Consider the following 19,021-nt stretch of genomic DNA (forward strand, 5'->3'; position numbering starts at 1 on the left):
TCAATCATAATTTTAGCACACAAAAGCACCCATCCATACGGGATATTTTTAGTAAATTTGAGGGTTTAAAAAAGACAGCATTTCGAACGCAATGAAGCATTTTTAAAGAATCTAAAAATCATCGATTCTGGCTTTCAAATCGCGTTTTTTAATCACTGCACATGGAAGAAAATAAGCAAAACAAACAAGGAGATTATTCAGCCAGTAATATCCAGGTACTAGAAGGCCTGGAAGCGGTACGGAAAAGACCAGCGATGTACATTGGAGACATTGGGGTAAAGGGTCTGCACCACATGGTCTGGGAGGTCGTTGATAACTCTATTGATGAGGCTTTGGCGGGGCATTGTGATACAATTACCGTAGAGATCAATGAAGACAATTCCATTACCGTAACTGATAATGGTCGTGGTATCCCAACCGATATTCATAAAAAAGAAAACAGAAGTGCCCTGGAGGTGGTAATGACGGTACTTCACGCCGGCGGCAAGTTTGACAAGGATACCTACAAAGTTTCCGGCGGACTTCATGGTGTGGGGGTTTCCTGTGTGAATGCACTTTCATCTATGCTAAAAGCCACCGTCCACCGAGGAGGTAAAGTATGGGAGCAGGAATATAGCAGAGGAGTTCCCAAAGCACCCGTGAAAGAAGTAGGCACAACAGACATCACAGGCACAAAAGTACATTTCTTGCCAGACGACCAGATTTTCACAGTTTTAAAATATAACTCTGAAACCATCGCATCCCGCCTTAGAGAACTATCATTCCTAAATGCAAGCATCAAAATAAAAATGATTGACCATAGGGAGGTCGATGATGATGGCAAGTCACTAGAGGAGTCATTCTATTCAGAAGGTGGGCTGGCTGAGTTTGTTGCCTATCTTGACAATACAAGGGAAAAACTCATTCCTGAACCCATTTACATCGAAGGAGACAAAGGTGAGGTACCCGTTCAGGTAGCGCTCAGTTACAACACCTCATACTCTGAAAATGTCGTTTCATATGTAAACAATATCAACACCATAGAAGGCGGGACACACGTTTCAGGATTTAGAAGGGCCCTTACAAGAACACTTAAAAATTACGCAGACAAATCAGGGCAACTTGATAAAGTGAAAGTAGAAATCGTAGGAGATGATTTTAGAGAAGGGCTAACCGCCGTAATTTCCGTAAAGGTGGCCGAGCCACAGTTTGAAGGTCAAACAAAAACCAAGCTTGGAAACTCTGATGTAATGGGTGCGGTGGATACCTGTGTGAGTGAAATCCTGCTCGAATACCTGGAAGAGCACCCGAAAGAAGCTAGGCAAATAGTTTCGAAAGTGGTGTTGGCTGCACAAGCCAGACATGCAGCCAGAAAAGCACGGGAGATGGTCCAGCGAAAGAATGTTCTCTCCGGAACCGGACTTCCGGGAAAACTTGCGGACTGCTCGGACAAGGATCCTGCCATATGTGAGCTATACCTGGTTGAGGGTGACTCAGCGGGTGGATCTGCCAAGCAAGGGCGAGACAGAAAATTCCAGGCAATCCTGCCGCTTAGAGGTAAAATCCTGAACGTGGAGAAAGCCCAGGAGCACAAGATCTACGACAATGAGGAGATCAAAAATATGATTACTGCTCTTGGTGTATCCTTTGGCACGGAGGAAGACGAAAAAGCCTTGAACATGACAAAGCTTCGATATCACAAAGTAATTATCATGACAGATGCCGATATCGATGGGAGTCATATTCGTACACTGATCCTTACCTTCTTCTTTAGATACATGCGGGCACTTATAGAAAGAGGTTATCTGTACATCGCACTACCTCCACTATACCTCATCAAAAAAGGCAAGACAGAAAGATATGCATGGTCTGAGGATGACAGGGTTAGGGTAATCAATGAGATCGCACCCAATGGAAAAGAAGATTCTGTAAGTGTGCAGCGATACAAAGGTCTTGGAGAGATGAACCCGGATCAGCTATGGACTACCACGATGGATCCGGCACATAGAAGTCTTAAGCAGGTAACCATTGAGTCAGCCGCGGAGGCGGATCACTTATTTTCGATGCTCATGGGTGATGAAGTAGCACCACGCAGAGAGTTCATCGAGAAGAACGCCAAGTACGCCAAAGTTGACGTGTGATATTATTTAGATAAAATGATCTGATACATTGCTTGGAGGAACTTCCAAATTACGGCGAACGTAAAAAGGATTGCAGAACCAAAAGCGAAAATGATCAGAAGAAAAAAGTCTAAAATTTTTTCCATGCACTTTCAGGTTAATTGAGAAATTGAATATACGAGTTTAAACTTTCGGAAGGCATAGATTGTTGAACTAAATTTTAATTATGAAATATAATTTTACTAAGAAACTCTTTTGCGCATTTTTATTTGCTGGAATAGCTATATCTGGTATTGCTCAGGGCTATTGGCAACAGCAAGTGGAGTATAAGATGGACATAGATTTTGATGTCGAGAACAACCAGTTTGCAGGCAAGCAAACCCTGAAGTATTTTAACAACAGCCCGGATACGCTAAATCGGGTCTTTTATCATTTGTACTTCAATGCTTTTCAGCCCGAGAGCATGATGGATAAAAGAAGCCGAACCATCGAGGATCCGGACGGACGGGTTGCAGATCGAATTGTTAAATTGGACAATTCAGAGATAGGATATCACAAAATCCAATCTCTCACCCAGGATGGAAAAGATCTGAGCTTCAAAATTGAAGGTACTGTTCTTGAAGTGAAACTTGCCGAGTCCATTCTGCCTGGCACCAGCACCACATTCAACATGGATTTTGAGAGTCAGGTGCCATTGCAGATCCGAAGAAGTGGCAGAGATAATAAGGAAGGGATTGAATACAGCATGGCTCAGTGGTATCCCAAGATGGCGGAGTACGATCGGCGGGGATGGCATGCTCATCCGTATGTAGGTAGGGAATTTTATGCCCCATGGGGAGATTTCGAAGTGAATATCTCGATCGACAAAGACTATGTGATTGCTGCTACTGGTATTCTACAAAACCCAAATGACATTGGGTACGGATATGAAGATGAGGGGGTGAAAGTGAAGCAAAAAGGAAAGAAGCTGACCTGGAATTTCAAAGCAGAAAATGTTCACGATTTTGTCTGGACTGCTGATCCGGATTATACACACACCACTGCAATGGTGGAGGGCGGTCCCCTGCTCCATTTCTTCTATCAGGAAGGTGAAAAAACAGCGGCATGGAAAGACCTTCCGGAGCTAGCAGTAAAAGCATTCGAATTTATTGAAGAAAATTTCGGCGAATATCCATATGCCCACTATTCGGTCATTCAAGGTGGAGATGGAGGAATGGAGTACCCAATGGCCACCTTGATCACAGGAGAGCGAAATATTCAAAGCTTGGCTGGCGTGACTGTTCATGAAGCGCTTCACAGCTGGTATCAGGGGCTTTTGGCCACAAATGAAAGCTACTACGCATGGATGGATGAGGGTTTCACAACATATGCCACGGCAGAAACAATGGCACATATCTTTGAAGGATCCGACAGAACTCAGGAAAGAAATTTCCAGGTGTATAATTACCTGACCACAACGGGGAAAGAAGAACCCCTAAGCACACATTCAGATCATTTTGAAACCAACACAGCATACAGTCTAGGGTCTTACTACAAGGGAGCAATCGCACTAGCCCAAATGAATTATTTGATTGGGAAAAAGGCGACCGCCAGTGCCCTGAAAAAATACTATTACCAGTGGAGATACAAGCACCCGGATGCCATCGATTGGATCAGGGTGTTTGAAAAAGAAGCTGATTTGGAGTTGGATTGGTACCTCGATTATTGGGTGAATACCACGCATACCATCGATTATGCCATCGATAGTGTATCCGAAGTAAACGGCAAGACCAGTGTTGCGCTTAAGAGAATTGGAAAGATGCCAATGCCAATGGATGTTTATGTGACATTTGCGGATGGTACTAAAAAGATTTACTACTCTCCACTTTCTATGATGCGAGGGGAGAAAGTAAATGATACAAATCTGGAGCGAATAGTACTTCCTGACTTGTCATGGACGCATTTGGGTTATCAGTTCACTATTGATGCCCCAATAAGTGATATTTCATCCATCGTCATTGATGAGAGTGGCTATATGGCCGATGTAAACAGAGGAAACAACAGCTGGGAGAAGAAATAGCCCTCCCCTATTGCTGTACTTTTCCCTTGATGGTGATGATCTGAGTCGGAGTTACAGGATCATTGGAATAAATTGTAACCGACTTATACTGATTGCCACGCATTTCTGAGGTATCAAAGAAGATTTTGAGCATTTGGCTCTTACCTTTTTTGATACCTTTATTATTTAGCTCATAGGTGATACATCCACAGTTTGATTTGACCGTGCGGAAAAGCAATTTCTCTTTGCCGGCATTGGTCAATTCAAATTCCTTTTCCACCACTGTTCCGGCTGTTACCGTACCAAAATCATACGCTCGATCTGCAATTGCAAGCTTGGGGGCTTTATCCAGTTCCTCGGCTGTCATTTCAGGGAAATGCTCATCTATCACTGCGATAACAGACAAATTTTCCTCCGCGCCAGACGCAAGACTGATCTGATCACTTACGTATCCATAATCGTTCTTTCTGATTGGGTCATAGGTAATTTTAATCTGCCCAATCTCCTTGGGGTTCAAGGAATTCGGAACAAGCGAAACCGTGATATGATCCGGCAATACCAAATCCCCTTCACCAAGGGATACAACCGAATCTGAGCTATTATATATGTCAAATGTTTTTTCTATTGTCTTTTCCGTGGTGATTTTACCCATATTCAACCCCCGATTTTTCAGTCTGAGGTCTCCAAGGCTAATCGCAAATTCTTCTTCCGGGGTTTTAGGCTGTGGCTTCACAAAGCCCGAGATATACAGTACCTGATTGGATGCAGCATCGGTCGTAGTGATTCGAAGCGATTTTCTAAAGCTGCCCGGTCTGTTTCTTGGATTGTATTTGGCTTGAACAAAACCAGAATCACCCGGCATTATTTCCTCCTTTGTCCAGCCAGGAGTGGTACATCCACATGAGGCTTTCACATTGGTAATCCTAATCGGGTCATCGCCCGTATTCACAAAATTGAAAGTGAATTCTGCGGGCCCACCCATTTCTTCGATTTCTCCAAAATCATAGTCCATCACTTCAAAATCCAACTTAGATTGCCCATATGAGCTGCCAGCAAGGATCAGGATCAAAAGGGAGCAAATAGCTTTCATTTTAAATTTCATTTCGTTCTGTTTTTATGACGACCTTCAAAGCCTCAAATTATATAGGTTTGCACAAATTTTTCAAGTAATGGCACGAATACTGACTGGTATACAAAGCTCAGGTAAACCACATTTAGGCAATCTTCTGGGGGCCATTTTGCCCGCCATTGAATTGTCCAAAAACAAAGACAATGAATCATTCTTTTTCATTGCCGACTTGCACTCGCTTACTACCATCAAAGATGCAAAACTACGCATTGAAAATACAAACGCAGTAGCCGCTGCATGGTTGGCCTGCGGATTTGACACCAGCTCCAATACATTTTACCGTCAATCCAGGGTGTCGGCATGCTGTGAGCTTACCTGGTATCTCAACTGCTTCACCCCCTTCCCAATGCTGGCCAATGCACATTCCTTTAAAGATAAGTCGGATCGACTGGCAGACGTAAATGCCGGCCTTTTTGACTATCCTGTGCTCATGGCATCTGACATTCTTTTGTATGACGCCAATTTGGTGCCGGTAGGAAAAGATCAGAAGCAGCACCTTGAAATGACACGGGATATTGCAACCTCTTTCAATCATCAGTTTGGGGAAACATTTACAGTGCCTGAATCCCTGATCGATGACAATGTAATGACCATACCGGGAACTGACGGTCAGAAAATGAGCAAGAGCTACGGCAACATCATTGATGTATTCCTGCCAGAAAAAAAGTTGCGCAAAAATGTGATGCAAATCGTGACTGACAGTACTCCGCTGGAAGAACCCAAAAACCCAGATACCTGCAATGTTTTTGCCTTGTATAAATTGCTTGCCTCTGAGAAACAAACAGCGGAGATGAGAAAAAAATATGAGGGTGGAAACTATGGTTATGGGCATGCAAAGCAGGAACTTTTCGAGCTGTTGCTTGAGAGATTCAGGGACGAGCGTGAGAAGTTTGAATACTATATGAATAACCCAGCGGAGCTTGAGCAGCGGCTGCAGCAAGGCGAGAAAAAGGCCGAAGCAATTGCAGATGAAGTACTACACAGAGTGAAGAAGAAATTAGGATTTGCTTAGGAATGATCAGTGCAAAAGAAAAAGCAATGAGTTGGCTGAATGCCACCAACATGGATGAATCATCCAAAATGGAGATTCATCGACTACTAGAAAGGCCCGATGAGCTGGAGGAAACCTTCCACAATGATCTGGAATTCGGAACCGGTGGGCTGAGGGGAATTATGGGGATTGGCACCAACCGCATGAACAAATACACGGTAGGTATGGCCACCCAGGGATTTTCCAATTACCTAAAAAGTCAGTTTGAAGAAAACATCAAGGTGGCCATCGCCTACGACAGTAGAAACAACAGTCGAGTGTTTGCTGAGACCACCGCCAATGTTTTCTCTGCCAATGGCATACACGTTTTCCTCTTTGAGGAGCTAAGACCTACTCCAGAGCTTTCCTTTGCTATCAGGCACCTGGGCTGCCAGGGAGGTGTTGTGCTTACCGCTTCGCACAATCCCAAAGAATACAATGGCTACAAGGCGTACTGGTCAGATGGTGGGCAATTGGTACCCCCGCATGACAAAAATGTGATCAAAGAGGTGAAGAAAATCAAATCGATCGATGAGATCAATTTCCATGCAAATGCCTCCCTGATCCAACCGATTGGTGCAGAGGTGGATGCCGCCTATCTCGAAATGATCAAAAGTCTTTCCCTATCCCCGGATGCCGTCAAAAAACACAACGACCTGAAGATCATTTTCTCCTCCATCCATGGCACAGGGATCACCATGGTACCAAAAGCACTCGAGGAGCTTGGATTTACCCAGGTGCAGGTGGTGAAAGAACAGGCAGACCCTGACGGCAATTTCCCAACTGTGATCTACCCTAACCCGGAAGAAAAGGAAGCCCTGTCTATGGCGCTGAAGCAAGCTGAAAAAATGGACGCAGACCTTGTGATGGCCACCGATCCGGATGCCGATCGGGTAGGTATTGCAATCAAAAATTCAAAGGGTGAATTTCAGCTCCTCAATGGCAACCAGACTGGCGTCTTGATCGTCTACTACCTGCTTAAAAAGTACAGTGCAAGAGGATTTAAGGGAAATGAATACATCGGCAAAACCATAGTAACCACCGAACTCATCAGGGATATTTCCAAAAGCTTTGAGGTCAATTGCTACGACACCCTCACAGGCTTTAAGTGGATCGCCGACATGATCCGAAACAAGGAGGGCAAAGAAGTTTTTATCGGTGGTGGCGAAGAGAGCTATGGCTACATGATCGGAGAAGCCGTGCGCGACAAGGATGCAGTGGCAAGTAGTGTCATCATTGCAGAAATGACCGCATGGGCAAAAGCCCAAGGTTTAGGCCTCTTTGATCTACTGATCAAAATCTATAAGGAATATGGATGTTACTATGAAGAGCTGAAATCCATCACCAAAAAAGGGCTGAAGGGAGCTGAGGAAATTAAGAAAATGATGGAGGATTTCAGATCTTCACCACCACAAACCCTGGCCGGGTCCGTAGTGACTGAGGTGATCGACTATTTGGAAGGAGTGAAAATTTCTGAGGGTGGGGAAAGGGAAATGGTCGATTTTCCTAAATCGAATGTCCTGCAATTCCTTACCGAAGACGGAACAAAAGTGAGCATAAGGCCCTCAGGCACAGAGCCAAAAATAAAATTCTACTTTTCGGTTAGAAGTGAATTTGATGGCACCAACTACTTTGATACCGAGGGAAAACTAAAATCAAAAGTACATAACCTACTGAATGACTTGAATTTGTGATCAAATCACCAATAATTGGATTAAATAGATCAAAAGTGTTAATTTGCGAAGATTAGAATTGAGTAAAATTCTTCTTTTCAAAACAGAGGGTCACCAATCTAACCGAAAACTGAATTGAGCAGCGTATTACTAAATTTTTTGCTTGTGATAGTGGGGTTTGTCCTCCTGATAAAGGGGGCGGACTATCTCGTGAATGGAGCTTCATCTTTAGCCAAGCGTTTCAATGTATCAGACATAGCCATTGGCCTTACCGTAGTGGCGATGGGCACATCTGCACCTGAGTTGGTTGTTAACATTATCTCGGGTTCTGTTCAGGATCCCGACAGTGGGGCCAACGAGGTTGTTTTTGGCAACATCATCGGATCCAACATTTTCAATATTTTTCTTATTCTCGGAGTTTCTGCCGTGATCTATCCGCTTACAGTGGAAAGAAATGCCCTATGGAAAGAAGTACCATACTCCCTGCTGGCCACATTTATCTTCTTCATTCTGGTAAACGATGCACTGTTTTTTGATGGGGAGATCAATATGCTCGACATTAAAGACGGGATTATTCTGCTGGTTATGTTCCTTCTGTTCCTGGTCTACATTTTCATGAACCTGAGCAGGAATCCTGAAGCTGAGGTTGACGATATTGAGCTCCATGGCAGTCTGAAAACTACAGTGATGATTGTGCTGGGTATCGTGGGCTTGGTTTTTGGGGGAAATCTGGTTGTGGAAAATGCAGTTACCATTGCTAAATTCTTTAATGTAAGTGATAAAATGATCGGCTTGACCATCCTGGCGGCTGGTACTTCACTGCCAGAATTAGCTACCTCTGCCGTTGCAGCTTTTAATAAAAAATCAGATATAGCTGTCGGAAATGTAGTAGGCTCAAATATTTTCAATTTGCTACTTGTACTGGGTGCTACATCACTTGTTCACGCACCTGTGGTGTTCAACCCCACACTCAATACCGACCTTTACATTGTAATGATTGGAACGTTTATGCTGTTCATCTTTATGTTTACATTGAATAAGTTTAAACTTGACAGGGCGGAAGGTGTCGTTTACCTGATAGGTTTTGTGGCTTATTCTTATTACCTGTTTGTGAGAGAGAATATCCTACCGGGTTTCTTTTAAAACATTTCAATCATGCTACCAAAAATTGACCCAACGACCACCAAGTCATGGGCTCGGCTGAATAAACTTTCTGCAAAAAAAGAAAGCATCCGACAGCTATTACAAGATCCCGACAGACTCAATCACTTCACCCACTCACTCGGCGATTTTCACTTCGACTTTTCTAAAAATGAGGTATCTCAAGAGGTATTTCGTGCGCTCGTGGATCTGGCCAATGACTGCCACCTTCAGGAGGGAATAGATTCAATGTTTCGGGGTGGTCACATCAATGAAACCGAAGATCGGGCAGTCCTGCACGTAAGCCTGAGAAATAATGAAAAAGAGGAAGTAGGGAAAGAACTGAACAAAATAAAAGCCTTTACAGAAAAACTTCACAATGGTGAATTTACGGGCTTTTCAGGCAAAAAAATCACTGATCTGGTCAATATTGGAATCGGTGGGTCTGACCTGGGCCCAAAAATGGTGACGCATGCCCTGCGTCCTTACTGGATGCAAATAAAGCCCCATTTCATTTCCAATGTAGATGCCGCTCAATTGGTGGAGGTGCTATCCGAACTCAATCCGGAAACTACACTTTTTATCATTGCATCCAAGACATTTACTACACAGGAAACCATAACCAATGCCATTTCTGCCAGGCAATGGTTTTTGAATAATGGTGGCGACAGCCGATCCATCAGCAAGCACTTTGTGGCTGTGAGCACCAATGAAAAAGCAGTGAATGATTTTGGGATATCCAGCGAAAACATGTTCGAATTTTGGGACTGGGTAGGTGGAAGGTTTTCTCTGTGGTCAGCAATTGGGCTGAGCATTGCATGTACAGTAGGTTTTGAAAAGTTTAAGGAGTTGCTGAAGGGTGCCCATGCAATGGATGAGCATTTTCGCACCACTGATTTTCATGAGAATCTACCTGTGATATCGGCACTTCATGGCATCTGGTACAACAATTTTAGAAACTATGATTCCATGGCTATCCTGCCATATGATCACAGGCTGAGCTATCTCCCATCCTACCTTCAGCAGGTAGACATGGAGAGCAATGGCAAGTATATTGACCGGTCCGGCAATAAGGTCAATTATCAAACCGGCCCAATCATCTGGGGTGAGCCAGGAACAAATGGGCAACATGCCTTTTATCAACTCATCCATCAAGGCACGAAAGTGATTCCGTGCGAATTTATTGCAGTGGTGAACCCGGCGCACGATCATGCAGATCACCATGAAAAGCTACTATCTAATTTCTTCGCCCAGTCAGAAGCTCTGCTTACCGGCAAACCAAAAGCTCAGGTATTGGAAGAAGTGGACGGAGGAGCAGACAACATCTTGATCAACTCCAAGGTTTTTGAGGGCGATCGCCCATCTACAAGTATTTTGATCAAGGAACTCACTCCCCACAATCTTGGAATGTTGATAGCGTATTATGAGCACAGGGTATTCGTTCAGGGCCACATTTGGAACATTTTCAGTTTTGATCAGTGGGGCGTTGAGCTGGGAAAACAGCTTTCGAAACCTATCCTGAAAGAAGTGAAAGAGGGCAAGGTCGGTGATCATGATGCCTCCACACGCTCCCTCATGAAGCACTACCTGGACATGCGCAGGTGAGCGGCTATAATTCCTGTGGCAATACCCACGTTTAGTGATTCTGCGCCCCCGAACTGGGGGATCGAAATACTTTGCCTGGCATACTTCTTAGCTATCCCGCCTATCCCATGAGACTCACTACCCATCACTATGATGGAAGGCGCAGTGTAATTTATTTCGCTCAGGGGTGCCCCATCCATATCTGCAATAAAGACCGGCAATTCATTGGTCTGAAAAAACTCCTCGAGATCAACTGTGCAAACCTTCACCCTGGTAAATGACCCCATCGTGCTGTTGATGACCTTAGGGTGATAAAACTCTGCGCAATCAGGGGAGCGAATCAGCTGATCAAACCCAAACCAATCCAGTGTGCGAATGATCGTGCCCACATTGCCCGGATCTCCTACCCCATCCAGCACAAACAGGTGGTCATCGTAGCGGATCTCATCTGCACTTCTCTCCCTCATTTTTGCAATGGCAATCACATCTTCATTGGTTTTGAATGTACTCAACTGGCCTAAGACATCCGCCTTCACAATCTCATTCCGATGAGGCCCCTTACATAGATTTTGTGCAAAAAAATGCTCCGTTCCTATAACCATATCCACGTCAAAATCAGATCTGAGCAACTCTAGCACATTTTTTGTCCCTTCAACCAAAAAGCATTTCTCACGAGTGCGGTACTTCTTAACTTTGAGTGATTTTATAAATTTCTGTTCCTTCCTAGAGAGCATCTGATTTGAAGCGTTTTTTTAAGCTAAGCCAAATATCACTATTCGCAGGCATATTCCTGACTTCTTGCCTTGGCTCCAAGTTTCTAAAAGATGATGAACAGTTGCTGGCCAAGCAAAAGATCAATGGTCTTTCGGGCTCGCTTCAAGATGATGCAAAAGGTCTTTACCAGCAGCAGCCCAATAGCCGCATTCTTTTCGGCTACTATCCTTTCACCCATCTAGCACATTTATATCAATTAGGCAAAAATGGTGGGATTTTTAAAGGATATGATCAGCAAAAAGCTATGGCTCAGCGAGACTCACTTGCAGCCAAGTTTGACAGGAGAATTGCGGAAGCAAAATCAGATAAAAAGAGGCAGAAGCTGAGAAATAAGAAAGCCAAAAAATACGACAAGCGAAACAGGAAAGTAAAGCAGGGAAATCAGCTAATGCGATGGGGAGAGCCACTCGCAATCTACAATCACAACAGTTCGAAATTGACGGCAGAGCAAATACAGCTTTACTTAAACTCAAGGGGCTATTTTGATGCTGAGATAGCTTTGGATACCGCCAATTACGACAGCCTTCATGCCATGGGAAAGTTTGGCAGAAATGTAAGGGACTGGGTGAGCGGATGGGCCGGCAAAAAAGATCGATACATCAATCTGGAATATCACGTAGAGCTTAACACCCGATACGTGATCGATTCCATTCAATACGATATAGCGGATACAGTATTACAGGCACTCATCTTTGAGAACATCAAGGACTCTCCCATGAAAAAGGGATACTATGATCAGGAGATGCTCACCGAGGAGCGGGATTTTATCTATGATCTGGCGGTGAATAATGGATATTATGAATTTTCGAAGCAATACATTGGCTTTCAGCTCGATTCCATACAGATGGGCCCTGATACCCTGATCGTGCGAGAAGTGATCAACAATCCTTCTGGAAAAAGTGAGCATAAAATCTTCTACCTCGATTCGGTGGTTTTTGTGACAGATGCGAGTGTGAGCGAACATATTGAAAGGACGCAGGAAAAGTACCGGGACATCACGTTCAGTTTTGGCAAAAACAGGTATTCAAAAAAAGTGCTTGAATGGCGAGTGCCCCTGGAGCAAGATGATCCGTATAGCAGGGATCTTACCATCGAGACCCAGCGCCAGCTTTCCTATCTGGACAATTTCAAGTTCATTAACATCAACTACGATACCACAGGGAACTATTTTGTTGCCAACATTTTTACCTCACCTTTTGCCAAGTATCAGACATCCAGTGAATTTGGTCTTTCCAGAACCCAGGGGAAGCCCGGCCCATTTGTAAACATCAACCTGAAAAACAGAAATACGTTCCGCACCCTCGAAATACTGAGTTTGGATGCAAACGCCAAGCTGGAAGATCTGAGGTCCGTCCGTGAGCAATCAAATTTTGACGGAAACTACACATCAAGACAGTTTGGAGCAGAGGCCGCCATCACATTTCCACAGTTTTTGTTTCCGCTAGGATCGTATTACAAAAACAAGATCGGTAGCTTCAACCCAAAGACAAGGCTTTCATTGGGGTTCTCATTTGAAGATAGGGTAAATGAATATAAGCGATTGACCTATCGAGGCACGTGGGCGTATAGCTGGCAGGTGAGGGATCAAGTAAGGTATACCCTCACTCCTCTTCAGTTGAGTCTGACAGATGCAACCACCAGCTCTGAATTCCAGAACTTTCTGGACAGCCTGACACGCGAAAACAATCCTTACGCCCTGGCTTTCCAATCTGCAATCGTTAGTAGCACCGCCTTTCAGCTGGATTTGAGTCTGGGAGATTATGTGAATGGAGGAGATGGCGGTTTTGTAAGGTTCAATGCCGAGCTGGGGGGCAATGTGGATAATGTGCTTGGCAATTCACTTTTTGGGGATAATCTCGAAAGCTTCAGGTATGCAAAGTCTCAAATAGACATTCGGAAAATTGAGCGACTCGCTAGAAAAACGAATTTAGCAGCCAGATTAAATGTGGGTCTGGCCTATCCCTATGGCTCCAACCAGGCCATGCCTTATGAGAAATATTTCTTTGCCGGAGGAAGCAGTAGCATCCGTGCCTGGAAACCCAGACGCCTGGGACCGGGAGCTTTCGGGGTGTTCGAAACGGATGAGAACGATAATCCAACCGAATTCATTGATTACGATAACGAGCAGCGCGGAGAGCTAATAATCGAATCGAGCATTGAGTTAAGGCAAGACCTGGTGGGCTTTCTGGAGGGGGCTTTATTTGTGGATGCCGGGAATATCTGGCAGGTAAGAAAATCATTGGTGGGACAGGACGCTGAAGGAGATGATGGAATTTTTCGGTTCAATGAATTCATGAAGGAAATGGCCGTAGGTGCAGGAGTAGGCCTTCGCTTCGATTTGCAGTTTTTGATCTTTCGGGTAGATCTGGGAATGAAGGTGTTTGACCCTGCACAACCTCGGGGAAAGAGGTACGTCGGCAACCAAATCTTCTCCAATTTTGGAAGAAACTCAGAAATAAATATCGGTATCGGATACCCATTCTAATGGAAGGAATTACAAAGGAACATATAGCAGATTGGTTTACAGGGCTGCAAGATACGATCTGCCGTTCGCTTGAGCAGCTTGATGGTAAAGCAATCTTTCACGAAGATCAATGGATGAGACCAGAAGGGGGCGGTGGACGATCGAGGGTCATCAAAAACGGAAACCTGATTGAAAAAGGCGGGGTTAATTTTTCAGCGGTTTCCGGCCCCACACCCACCAAAATCCTGCACGCACTCAAGCTGCCCGAAGCAGAATTTTTCGCCACCGGGGTTTCCATCGTCCTGCATCCGGAGAATCCCTGGGTACCAATCATCCACATGAATGTCCGCTACTTTGAAATGAGTAATGGAATCTGGTGGTTTGGTGGTGGCATAGATCTTACCCCTCACTTTGTAATTAAAGAGAAAGCCAAAAACTTTCACCAACATCTCAAGACCACCTGTGATAAGCATTCACCGGACTTCTATCCCAAATTCAAAAACTGGGCGGATGATTACTTCTTCGTGAAACATCGGGAAGAGACACGAGGAGTCGGTGGGATTTTCTTTGACAGACTTACTGACAATGAAGGCCGCCCCAAAGACGACCAATGGAAATTCGTTCAGGATGTGGGTGAAACTTTTATCCCTGCCTATTCAGACGCTGTGAAGCAGCTCCGGGACAGGGACTGGACGGATGCTGACAAAGTGTGGCAAAAAATCAGAAGAGGTCGATATGTGGAGTTTAACCTAGTGCACGACAAAGGCACCAAGTTTGGGCTGGACACAAACGGTAGAACAGAGTCCATCCTGATGAGTCTGCCACCGGAAGCCAAGTGGGAATACGAGCATCAGCCAGAAACTGATCTCCAGAAAGAAACACTGGAATTGTTAAAAAAAGGCATTGATTGGGTCAATGCCTGAATTCTTATAGTAGGTTAAACCTATCCATCAGTGACTCTTTGTAAGAGGCCCCAATTGAGAAGGTCTTTTCTCCGATAAATACTTGAAGGTCCTCAATCTTATCGATCTTGTTTCGATTGATGATGTAGCTACGATGCACCCGGCTGAAGATACTCTCAGGTAAGCGCTTCTCGATTCCTTTCATGGTGTGATGCACAATGTGCTTCTTTCCAGATGCCGTATTGAAGATTACATAATCGGCCAGGGCCTCCACAAACAGGATGTTGTCATAGCTCAACCGGAAAAGCCTGCCATCGCTCTTCACATAAATATGATCCTCCTGCTCTGCCAGTAGCTTCTCTTTCTCCAGCCTATCCTTCACCTTGTTTACCGCCTTCATAAAGCGCTCATACTCCACCGGCTTCACCAGATAATCTGCCACCGAATCTTCAAATGCCTCAATTGCATACTCCTTTTTAGAAGTCACCAAAATCACATTGTACGCATGCTGTAGGGATTTTACCAGCTCCAGACCGCTCATGCCAGGCATCTCAATGTCCAGAAACACCACATCCACATCATTGGCACTCTCTCCCAGGAGAATGTCCGATGCTTCCTTCGTGTTGTCCAGATCGTGACTTAAGATCAGTGAGTCGGTTTTGTCAATAAACTTCTTAATAACCAGACGCGACATCTTGTCGTCATCTACCACCATGCAATTGAGTGCCATTAGTTTTTATTTACGATTAGGTGAATATACTTTCCGATAATATCAAATTCAATATTAACAAGATTACCAACAGACAGCTGATTGAAGTTGGTATGTTCAAAAGTATATGGAATTATTGCTACAGAAAAGGATTTTTTATCAACGTTGAAGCAAGTGAGGCTAGTACCGTTAATACAAATGCTGCCTTTCTCTACCACCAGCCCCTCCTCTTTCAGCTCAAAGGTGAATACCCAGCTCCCATTTTGATCCTCAATTGAAATCACTTTCGCTGTTGTATCCACATGCCCCTGTACGATATGCCCATCAAATCTTCCATCCGCCTTCATGCATCGCTCCAGATTTACCTGAGCCCCTACCTCAAACTGTCCCAGGTTCGATTTTTTCATCGTCTCGTCAATGGCCGTCACCCAATGCTTCCCCGCCTCTACTTTCGTCACCGTGAGGCACACGCCATTGTGAGACACGCTCTGGTCAATTTTCAACTCATCAGAAATATCCGATGTAATCACGAAATCCACGTTGGTGCCCTGATGATTAATTTCTACTACTTTCCCTACCGTTTCAACAATTCCTGTAAACACGCTGATTAAATTTAGGCTTCAAAATAAGTGAATTGGAAGATACCTACAAGCATAAAGGTTTACGCAAGCAGTTGGTTCAGGAGATCGCCGGAAAGGGAATCACTAGTAAAGCTGTACTAGATGCCATTCACAAGATTCCAAGGCATTATTTCTTCGATAAAATTTTTGACACCCATGCCTACGAGGACAAAGCGTTTCCCATCGAGGCGGGCCAAACCATCAGCCAACCTTATACGGTAGCCTTCCAGACCCAGCTTCTGGAGGTGAAGCCTGGAGACAAAATCCTTGAGATCGGAACCGGATCAGGTTATCAGGCGTGCGTCCTCCTGGAGCTTGGCGCAAACGTCTATACCATCGAGTATCAGAAAAAATTGTATCAAAAAGCCATTCGCTTCCTTCCCAGGATTGGGTATCAGCCGCACATGTATCAGGGCGATGGCTCGAAAGGCATGCATCGATTTGCTCCGTATGATGGCATCATTGTGACAGCTGGTGCTCCTACCGTACCTGACGAACTGATCCAGCAATTGAAGGTGGGGGGAAGATTAGTGATCCCCGTTGGGAACGATGACATACAATCTATGGTTTTGGTACAAAAAATTGACGAAAACAAAATAAAAAAGAAGCAATTTGACCATTTCAGCTTCGTACCTTTGCGTGGAGAGAAGGGCTGGCCTGCCAATGGCGGGATCAAATAATTGAGAAAAACTGTTACGACTAATAAGAAAAGAATCTAAAAATTCTCTTTCTGGAATACCTAAATGGACTAATTCACTCCCTTTAATAGCAACCAAAAAATATGAAAGCACCAAAAAAATGTAAAGACTCGTTTGTGACCATGACAGAGTTGGTCCTGCCAAACGATACCAACGGATTGAACAACCTAATGGGAGGACGACTGATGCACTGGATGGATATTGCTGCAGCCATTGCCGGACAGAGGCACTCCAACCGGATTGTGGTGACCGCCTCCGTAGATAACATCTCCTTCTCCCACCCGATTGAGATCGGCAACACCGTGACGCTAAAGGCCTTTGTAACCCGTGCTTTCAGTACTTCCATGGAAGTGTACATTGAGGTGATCGCAGAAAACATCCCGGCCAACAAGAAGGTGAAAACCAATAGTGCATTCTTCACCTTCGTAGCGGTGGATCAGACCGGGCGTCCGATCAGCATACCTGAAGTAGAGCCGGAGACAGACTTTGAAAGGGAGCTGTATGATGGAGCACTCCGACGCAGGCAGCTACGATTGGTGCTGGCAAAACGGATGAAACCGAGTGAGGCAAAAGAACTAAAGTCTATATTTGATATGGAAGATTAAGTCTTTCATTTTTTAGTGTCATTCCGAACCTGCCTGCGCTAGGCAGGCGCATTTGAGGAATCTTTAAATTTAAGATTCAGGATCGAAACTGAGCGAGATATTTCGCTTCGCTCAATAATGACATACCTAATTTTACTCTGTAATGGAACAAGAGCACCTGCACTTACTTATACATGAAGAAATCTACTTGCTACCACAAGACAAAACTCCTGTGGAAAAGGTAAACCATGAGGTAGAGGAAGTACAGGAAGTTACTACAGTTGCAGAACCTGAACCAGAGGCCATTGCTCCACCAAAAGAAGAGACAAAACCCGAACCAGCTGAAGAAGAACATCACCAGGAGTCTCCTCACATCCCGATCCATGAAGTGGCAGAACCCGAAGAGCTTCCATTTGCGGTATTCCATGACAGCACGAATGAGGCCGAGATTGAGCTGCTTCATAAGATCATTGCTGCCTGCAAGATTCCAGACGATCAGTACAATATCTTCAGCCATGGATTTGATCAGGCGGTGAAGTTTAAGAAAGCGCTGGTATTTGTGCTCGAGGCAAAGGCCTTCTACACACCCATCCCATACAAGGGTAGTGAGTTCCTATGCTCCAAGCCCCTCTCCCTCCTTGCCAGCGACAAAAACGAGAAAGCGAAGCTCTGGGGAGCGCTGCAGAAGTTTGTGGTGTGAGGTATATTTGAAAGGTGGATATGCGCACAGTGCGCGTTACATTAATGTTACTGCACATTATCTTTTCCGTGGTATAACCCCCGAACGAACTTGCTGAAAAGTAACTTTTAAGTTACCTTTGTCGTATGAACAAAATCCGAGAGGTAATTGCTTATAAACATTATTTTGAAGAATTTCTGAACGATCAAACAGCAAAGGTTCAGGACAAAATTTTCAAGATTATTGAAGCAATTGAGACTCTCGAACGAGTTCCCAGCAACTATTTGAAGCATTTGACCGGAACTGACGGACTATATGAAGCAAGGATTCAACTGGGATCGAACATTTGGAGAGTGTTCTGCTTTTTTGACGGAAATCAACTGGTAATTCTGTTGAACGGATTTCAAAAGAAAACCCAGAAAACACCAAAGAAGGAAATTGAAAGAGCTGAACGATTAATGAAAGAATACTATCAATACAAAGAGAACGAACATGGAAACTAAATCTTGGAAAACCATAAAAGATGATGTCTATGGAAAGAAAGGAACTCCTAGACGTGACCAACTTGAACGTGAGGTTGAGGGCTTGAAAATTGGATTGCTTCTGCGCCAGGCTCGTGAACAAAAGAGCTTAACCCAACAGCAACTTGGTGAACTGGTGGACAAGAAACGAACCTACATCTCAAGAGTGGAAAATGACGGAAGTAACCTTACTCTCAAAACCCTTTACGACATAGTTGAAAAAGGACTTGGGGGAAAAGTAACCATCAGCATAGACGTATAATTAACAGCGCTTTAGCAATCGTTAGCACGAATACGCCAACTGCCAATTTACAGACTTCCGTGCAGCATCACCATGAATCAGCCGCCTGGAAAGGTAGGTGCTTTCTATTTGGCTC

General features: G+C 44.4%; 17 protein-coding genes. 13 read left to right on the forward strand and 4 right to left on the reverse strand.

Annotated features, from left to right (window positions below):
- Positions 1–161: 161 nt before the first annotated feature.
- Positions 162–2,120, forward strand: coding sequence for a DNA topoisomerase (ATP-hydrolyzing) subunit B (gene gyrB / locus RLN88_RS07115; protein ID WP_350220697.1), 1,959 nt, complete (start codon positions 162–164; stop codon positions 2,118–2,120).
- Positions 2,121–2,325: 205 nt separating this feature from the next.
- Positions 2,326–4,158 carry a M1 family metallopeptidase gene (locus RLN88_RS07120; RefSeq protein WP_350220698.1) on the forward strand — a complete coding sequence of 611 codons (1,833 nt, stop codon included), beginning with the start codon at positions 2,326–2,328 and terminating at the stop codon, positions 4,156–4,158.
- Positions 4,159–4,165: 7 nt separating this feature from the next.
- On the opposite strand, the gene RLN88_RS07125 is transcribed toward RLN88_RS07120, so the two are convergent.
- Positions 4,166–5,227 carry a DUF1573 domain-containing protein gene (locus RLN88_RS07125; RefSeq protein WP_350220699.1) on the reverse strand — a complete coding sequence of 354 codons (1,062 nt, stop codon included), beginning with the start codon at positions 5,225–5,227 and terminating at the stop codon, positions 4,166–4,168.
- 79 nt (positions 5,228–5,306) lie between these two features.
- Here RLN88_RS07125 and trpS point away from each other — a divergent pair, with 79 nt between their 5' ends.
- The 4 genes from trpS (at position 5,307) to pgi (ending at position 10,714) form a co-directional block, all read left to right on the forward strand.
- Positions 5,307–6,278, forward strand: a complete 972-nt coding sequence (trpS, locus tag RLN88_RS07130; protein ID WP_350220700.1) for a tryptophan--tRNA ligase — start codon at positions 5,307–5,309, stop codon at positions 6,276–6,278.
- Between the two features lie 26 nt (positions 6,279–6,304).
- A complete protein-coding gene (locus RLN88_RS07135) occupies positions 6,305–7,990 on the forward strand; it encodes a phospho-sugar mutase (RefSeq protein WP_350220701.1) in 1,686 nt (561 codons plus the stop codon).
- Positions 7,991–8,104: 114 nt separating this feature from the next.
- Positions 8,105–9,112 (forward strand): calcium/sodium antiporter, encoded by a 1,008-nt coding sequence (locus RLN88_RS07140; RefSeq protein WP_350220702.1) that lies wholly within the window; start codon positions 8,105–8,107, stop codon positions 9,110–9,112.
- A 12-nt stretch (positions 9,113–9,124) separates the two neighbouring features.
- The gene (gene pgi / locus RLN88_RS07145; RefSeq protein ID WP_350220703.1) at positions 9,125–10,714 is read left to right on the forward strand and encodes a glucose-6-phosphate isomerase; all 1,590 of its coding nucleotides are present in this window, start codon (positions 9,125–9,127) and stop codon (positions 10,712–10,714) included.
- Here the strand turns inward: pgi and RLN88_RS07150 are convergent.
- On the reverse strand, positions 10,693–11,427 hold the full coding sequence (locus RLN88_RS07150; protein WP_350220704.1) for a TrmH family RNA methyltransferase: 735 nt from the start codon (positions 11,425–11,427) through the stop codon (positions 10,693–10,695). The genes pgi and RLN88_RS07150 overlap by 22 nt on opposite strands.
- 5 nt (positions 11,428–11,432) lie before the next feature.
- Here RLN88_RS07150 and tamL point away from each other — a divergent pair, with 5 nt between their 5' ends.
- Both tamL and hemF read left to right on the forward strand, forming a co-directional pair.
- Positions 11,433–13,952 (forward strand): translocation and assembly module lipoprotein TamL, encoded by a 2,520-nt coding sequence (gene tamL / locus RLN88_RS07155; RefSeq protein ID WP_350220705.1) that lies wholly within the window; start codon positions 11,433–11,435, stop codon positions 13,950–13,952.
- Positions 13,952–14,854, forward strand: coding sequence for an oxygen-dependent coproporphyrinogen oxidase (gene hemF / locus RLN88_RS07160; protein ID WP_350220706.1), 903 nt, complete (start codon positions 13,952–13,954; stop codon positions 14,852–14,854). Before tamL ends, hemF begins: the two co-directional genes overlap by 1 nt.
- A 4-nt stretch (positions 14,855–14,858) precedes the next feature.
- Here the strand turns inward: hemF and RLN88_RS07165 are convergent, their stop codons facing one another.
- Together RLN88_RS07165 and RLN88_RS07170 are read right to left on the reverse strand one after the other, a co-directional pair.
- On the reverse strand, positions 14,859–15,563 hold the full coding sequence (locus RLN88_RS07165; protein ID WP_350220707.1) for a LytR/AlgR family response regulator transcription factor: 705 nt from the start codon (positions 15,561–15,563) through the stop codon (positions 14,859–14,861).
- Positions 15,563–16,144: a riboflavin synthase gene (locus RLN88_RS07170; RefSeq protein ID WP_350220708.1), complete on the reverse strand. Its 582-nt coding sequence runs from the start codon at positions 16,142–16,144 to the stop codon at positions 15,563–15,565. The genes RLN88_RS07165 and RLN88_RS07170 overlap by 1 nt, the downstream gene beginning before the upstream one ends.
- 23 nt (positions 16,145–16,167) lie before the next feature.
- Here RLN88_RS07170 and RLN88_RS07175 point away from each other — a divergent pair, with 23 nt between their 5' ends.
- The 5 genes from RLN88_RS07175 to RLN88_RS07195 all read left to right on the forward strand — a co-directional run bounded on the left by RLN88_RS07175 (position 16,168) and on the right by RLN88_RS07195 (position 18,906).
- Positions 16,168–16,842, forward strand: coding sequence for a protein-L-isoaspartate(D-aspartate) O-methyltransferase (locus tag RLN88_RS07175; protein ID WP_350220726.1), 675 nt, complete (start codon positions 16,168–16,170; stop codon positions 16,840–16,842).
- Between the two features lie 101 nt (positions 16,843–16,943).
- Entirely contained in the window at positions 16,944–17,465 is a 522-nt protein-coding gene (locus tag RLN88_RS07180) for an acyl-CoA thioesterase (protein ID WP_350220709.1), read from the forward strand.
- A 142-nt stretch (positions 17,466–17,607) separates the two neighbouring features.
- Positions 17,608–18,144, forward strand: a complete 537-nt coding sequence (locus RLN88_RS07185; RefSeq protein WP_350220710.1) for a hypothetical protein — start codon at positions 17,608–17,610, stop codon at positions 18,142–18,144.
- 125 nt (positions 18,145–18,269) lie between these two features.
- Positions 18,270–18,626 carry a type II toxin-antitoxin system RelE/ParE family toxin gene (locus tag RLN88_RS07190; protein WP_350220711.1) on the forward strand — a complete coding sequence of 119 codons (357 nt, stop codon included), beginning with the start codon at positions 18,270–18,272 and terminating at the stop codon, positions 18,624–18,626.
- Positions 18,616–18,906 (forward strand): helix-turn-helix transcriptional regulator, encoded by a 291-nt coding sequence (locus tag RLN88_RS07195; protein ID WP_350220712.1) that lies wholly within the window; start codon positions 18,616–18,618, stop codon positions 18,904–18,906. Before RLN88_RS07190 ends, RLN88_RS07195 begins: the two co-directional genes overlap by 11 nt.
- The last annotated feature ends 115 nt before the right edge of the window (positions 18,907–19,021 follow it).

The organism is Ekhidna sp. (genome assembly GCF_040223195.1).
Taxonomy (GTDB): Bacteria; Bacteroidota; Bacteroidia; order Cytophagales; family Cyclobacteriaceae; genus Ekhidna.

Coding starts and splice junctions, on each gene's coding strand:
- gyrB (WP_350220697.1), top strand. CDS start 162: ATGGAAGAAAATAAGCAAAACAAACAAGGAGATTATTCAGCCAGTAAT.
- RLN88_RS07120 (WP_350220698.1), top strand. CDS start 2,326: ATGAAATATAATTTTACTAAGAAACTCTTTTGCGCATTTTTATTTGCT.
- RLN88_RS07125 (WP_350220699.1), bottom strand. CDS start 5,227: ATGAAAGCTATTTGCTCCCTTTTGATCCTGATCCTTGCTGGCAGCTCA.
- trpS (WP_350220700.1), top strand. CDS start 5,307: ATGGCACGAATACTGACTGGTATACAAAGCTCAGGTAAACCACATTTA.
- RLN88_RS07135 (WP_350220701.1), top strand. CDS start 6,305: ATGAGTTGGCTGAATGCCACCAACATGGATGAATCATCCAAAATGGAG.
- pgi (WP_350220703.1), top strand. CDS start 9,125: ATGCTACCAAAAATTGACCCAACGACCACCAAGTCATGGGCTCGGCTG.
- RLN88_RS07150 (WP_350220704.1), bottom strand. CDS start 11,427: ATGCTCTCTAGGAAGGAACAGAAATTTATAAAATCACTCAAAGTTAAG.
- hemF (WP_350220706.1), top strand. CDS start 13,952: ATGGAAGGAATTACAAAGGAACATATAGCAGATTGGTTTACAGGGCTG.
- RLN88_RS07165 (WP_350220707.1), bottom strand. CDS start 15,563: ATGGCACTCAATTGCATGGTGGTAGATGACGACAAGATGTCGCGTCTG.
- RLN88_RS07180 (WP_350220709.1), top strand. CDS start 16,944: ATGAAAGCACCAAAAAAATGTAAAGACTCGTTTGTGACCATGACAGAG.
- RLN88_RS07185 (WP_350220710.1), top strand. CDS start 17,608: ATGGAACAAGAGCACCTGCACTTACTTATACATGAAGAAATCTACTTG.
- RLN88_RS07190 (WP_350220711.1), top strand. CDS start 18,270: ATGAACAAAATCCGAGAGGTAATTGCTTATAAACATTATTTTGAAGAA.
- RLN88_RS07195 (WP_350220712.1), top strand. CDS start 18,616: ATGGAAACTAAATCTTGGAAAACCATAAAAGATGATGTCTATGGAAAG.